4 protein-coding genes and 1 pseudogene are annotated in these 3,429 nt (G+C 35.2%); 3 read left to right on the forward strand and 2 right to left on the reverse strand.

Annotated elements, in window-relative coordinates:
- From PVV65_RS09340 to PVV65_RS09350, 3 genes and pseudogenes are all read left to right on the forward strand, one after another.
- Positions 1-270: pseudogene (locus tag PVV65_RS09340) on the forward strand (hypothetical protein); the annotation flags it as partial.
- Complete coding sequence (locus PVV65_RS09345) at positions 233-679, forward strand: hypothetical protein (RefSeq protein ID WP_273789976.1); 447 nt, start codon at positions 233-235, stop codon at positions 677-679. The pseudogene PVV65_RS09340 and the gene PVV65_RS09345, both read left to right, overlap by 38 nt.
- A 200-nt stretch (positions 680-879) precedes the next feature.
- Complete coding sequence (locus PVV65_RS09350) at positions 880-1,314, forward strand: hypothetical protein (RefSeq protein WP_273789977.1); 435 nt, start codon at positions 880-882, stop codon at positions 1,312-1,314.
- 800 nt (positions 1,315-2,114) lie between these two features.
- Here PVV65_RS09350 and PVV65_RS09355 read toward each other — a convergent pair.
- Both PVV65_RS09355 and PVV65_RS09360 read right to left on the reverse strand, forming a co-directional pair.
- A complete protein-coding gene (locus PVV65_RS09355; RefSeq protein WP_273789978.1) occupies positions 2,115-2,789 on the reverse strand; it encodes a hypothetical protein in 675 nt (224 codons plus the stop codon).
- A gap of 84 nt (positions 2,790-2,873) precedes the next feature.
- A partial coding sequence (locus PVV65_RS09360; RefSeq protein WP_273789979.1) for a hypothetical protein occupies positions 2,874-3,429 on the reverse strand: 556 nt, incomplete at its 5' end.

Below are 3,429 nucleotides of genomic sequence, written 5' to 3' on the forward strand. Positions count from 1 at the left end.
GATTGGCAAGCAACATGGCGCAACTGGGTAAGGAATTCAAAAGATCATAAAATCAATCAACAAGGTGGAAACTATGGAAAAACAAGCAATCAACACACAGAACAGCAGCGTGGCTGGAGTTATCGAGTTGCACAGCACATGTCCAATATCAAAAATTCAGACAGTGTTTACAAATTTTTATTCGAGGATGACAACAGAACCCCCATTCCTTTGGAAAACGGGGCAAAAGCCATTGAGTGCAGAAGTGGAGAGAGTTACTTCATTGGTTGATGATGCGTTGCAAAGGCTTGAAAGAAAAGCGACTGAAGAAGAAATACAAACAACGTTTCTTGTCCTTTCCAATGGTCTCAAAAGCCCATTAGGATCAGATGAGAAAGCAACAGCGCTTGCGTATTTTTACGCTCTTGAAGGCATAAGCAGCTGGGCATTGCAGACAGCAACAAAGGACGCTTTGAAAGGCAAAGCAGAGGGATTAAATACAACATTTATGCCTTCAACAGCAGATTTTTATCGCTATTGCGAAAAGCTTGAAAGTGATATTCGCTGGAGTGCAAATCATGTTTTAAAGGTTCTTGAGAAGCCAGAAATAAAGGAAAGAGAACAAAAGCCGCTTGCAACATCAGAACGGGTTGAAAAGCTTCAAAAAGAACTTGAAGAAGTTTTAAAGAGCATTGAATGAAAAACAGTAAAATAGTGAAAGGTGCTAATGGTTTTGAGATTAGATATGCGTTTAAATCGACAAAAAGGCACCGTACAGAGCGATTTAAAAGTTTTTTGATGAAATCCACATTGAAATTAAAAACGCCACTGTACGGTCCATTTTGAGGCAAATAAATCCATTGGTAAAATTATAGATTTAGATAAGGGATATTAAATCAGATGTTCTTAAGAAACCGTAAAAGACAGCAAAAAAAATTTATTGCAACGGCGGTTGGATATGCACCATGGGGAATGGGAGTTTCAGAGCATTTTTACAACCTTTACGAATATGATGATGGAATGAGGGAATATGAGGAATTCGATGGTGGACAATATCAAGATCATGAGATGCCAGAGAATGTTGATTACAGTACAAAAGCGCAGGTAAAAGCGTGGATATACGGTGGTAATTTACCAAAAAGCGTATTGAGTTATGAGGCGTTGATAGATGAGGTAAATGCAAAAATAAAAAAACGTACAAAAGATGATCAATTGATTTGTGAGATAACGAATGATTTTGAGAGAGGATATCCATTGTCTTGTGATGAGATAGACAGAGAGCTAGAAAAAGCGCTTGATATTCAATTAGGTAAGAACCAAAATGAAAAAAAGTGAAAAAAATAAAAAATACGTATTGACTTTAAAGGCAGGTTTGTTTAGAAGGATTGGCAAGTGCTTAAAAACCACTTGTGAATAGCGGATAGACCACGAAAAGGTTTCTCCCATTCTTTAAAATACTGACTGTCTTTTATGCTTTGAATAGCGTATGATGATTATGTCGGGTGTGGCTATACCATACAATACCCTTCGCGAGGGAAAAGTATAGCGGCGGACTATTCACCGTGTTTTTAGCGCCCGGCGCCACATATGACATAAAAATATAAATAAATCAATATGTTATTTAAATAATTTTATATGCACCCCTATCAGAATCCACACTTTTATGCATGTTTAATTTGACCATTTTTTATAAACAATTGCTATGTATGAATAGAGCATAAAAAGCAAATCATGATGTGAATATTATAACGCATGTGTGTATTCAAATGAAATGAAAAGCAGCTACCATTTATAACAGTTCATAAATTTTATGATACGTTTTTATCACTCAAAAATCGCATTGTTTTTAAATTTAGTCGTTTGGAATTATCTATAACATACGTTTAAAGATCACAGCTTGTTTTAACGATTGGATTGGTAATCGCATAAAAAGAAACAAATTAACGTTCGCCAAAATTGACGAGCGCAAAATCTAAAGATGTTATAGTAACATTAGATTGTTCTATAAGAGGATAATTTTTAAGATAACAATAAAATTTTAAAACAGCATTAAAGTATATAATTACGAGTTTTTATATAATGTGAAAAAGCTTGTCATTTATCCACTATCTCGTGTTTTCTAGATGATTTATAGTTTAATTGTTAGGTTTTCGGATATCACAATCTAACTTACCTAAAATTGCAGTCCCGTTATAAACTTTAGCATTGCCAAAAACTTCAGCGTTTTTATAAATGAAAGAATAGCCATAAACTTCGGCATAGCCGTAAACTTTAGCATTGCCATAGACTTTGGATTTTTCATAGATTTTGGCATTGTCATAGACTTTGGCATTACCAAAAACTTCTGCGCTTTTATAAATTTTAGCATTGTCATAGATTTCAGCATCGTCATAAATTTCAGCATTGTCATAGACTTTGGCATTGCCATAAATCTTTGCATAGCCATAAACTTCGGTAATTTCGTGAATATAGGCTCTAAAAGCACCGATTTTCCCATAAACTTCTGAAAATTCATAGACTTTAGCATTGCCATAAATTCTAGCATTGTCATAGACTTTGGCATTGCCATAGACACAAGCGCCAGAATATACCCAACAGTCGCCGTAATGGGATAAATTTTTTCCTTTTTCTATAAAACCACCTAAGTCACCTGCTTTAACATCACTAAAATCCTTAACAGCTTTAATACGATAAACCTCGTGTCCTCCAATTGATCTTATATCATCTGTAAATGTATATTTTTTTTCTATGCTTGAGAACCAAAACATAAGAGAAAAGCCTCCTGAAAGAAGATATTTTATTTCCCCCATATTGGATTTTCTAATCTGATTCTGATCTATTTTTAATAGTTATAATCAAAAACAAGATATTTTTTAAGCCCCCCATGCCGTTCTTTATTCTGTTTCATCAACAATCTTGATAACATGATCGCTTTCATAAACCTCACAATTTTGGGGCACCAACTTTTCTTTGCTTTTTTTGTTTATTTTTGCATTGCCATAAGCACGCCCCCAGACCTTTGCACAATATGAGAGTTTTGCATTGCCATAGACAGAGCCATAAACTTCACAAGAGCCAGCCACGCTAGCAGAGCCATAAACCTTCCCATAAATCTTTGCACGCCCCCTAATAACAGCATAATTATAAACCTTGCCATGGCTATAAATGCAAGCCGATCCAGAAACATTGGCATGACCATAGACCCTTGCATAGCTAAAGACCGCAGCATCATGAGAAACATGCGCATAATCATAAATATGAGCATCAGCAAAAACGCGAGCACCACCATTTACATGAGCATTGCCATAAATATTCCCATAAATATGAGCATTGCCATAAACAAAAGCATGGTCATAAATTTTTGCATATTGAGAGATAAAAGCCTTTCCATAGATTTCACAATTCCCATAGACTTGACCACAGACTTGAGAATAATGGCGTATTTTTGCA

It is taken from the genome of Bartonella sp. ML70XJBT (assembly GCF_028618425.1).
Taxonomy (GTDB): Bacteria; Pseudomonadota; Alphaproteobacteria; order Rhizobiales; family Rhizobiaceae; genus Bartonella.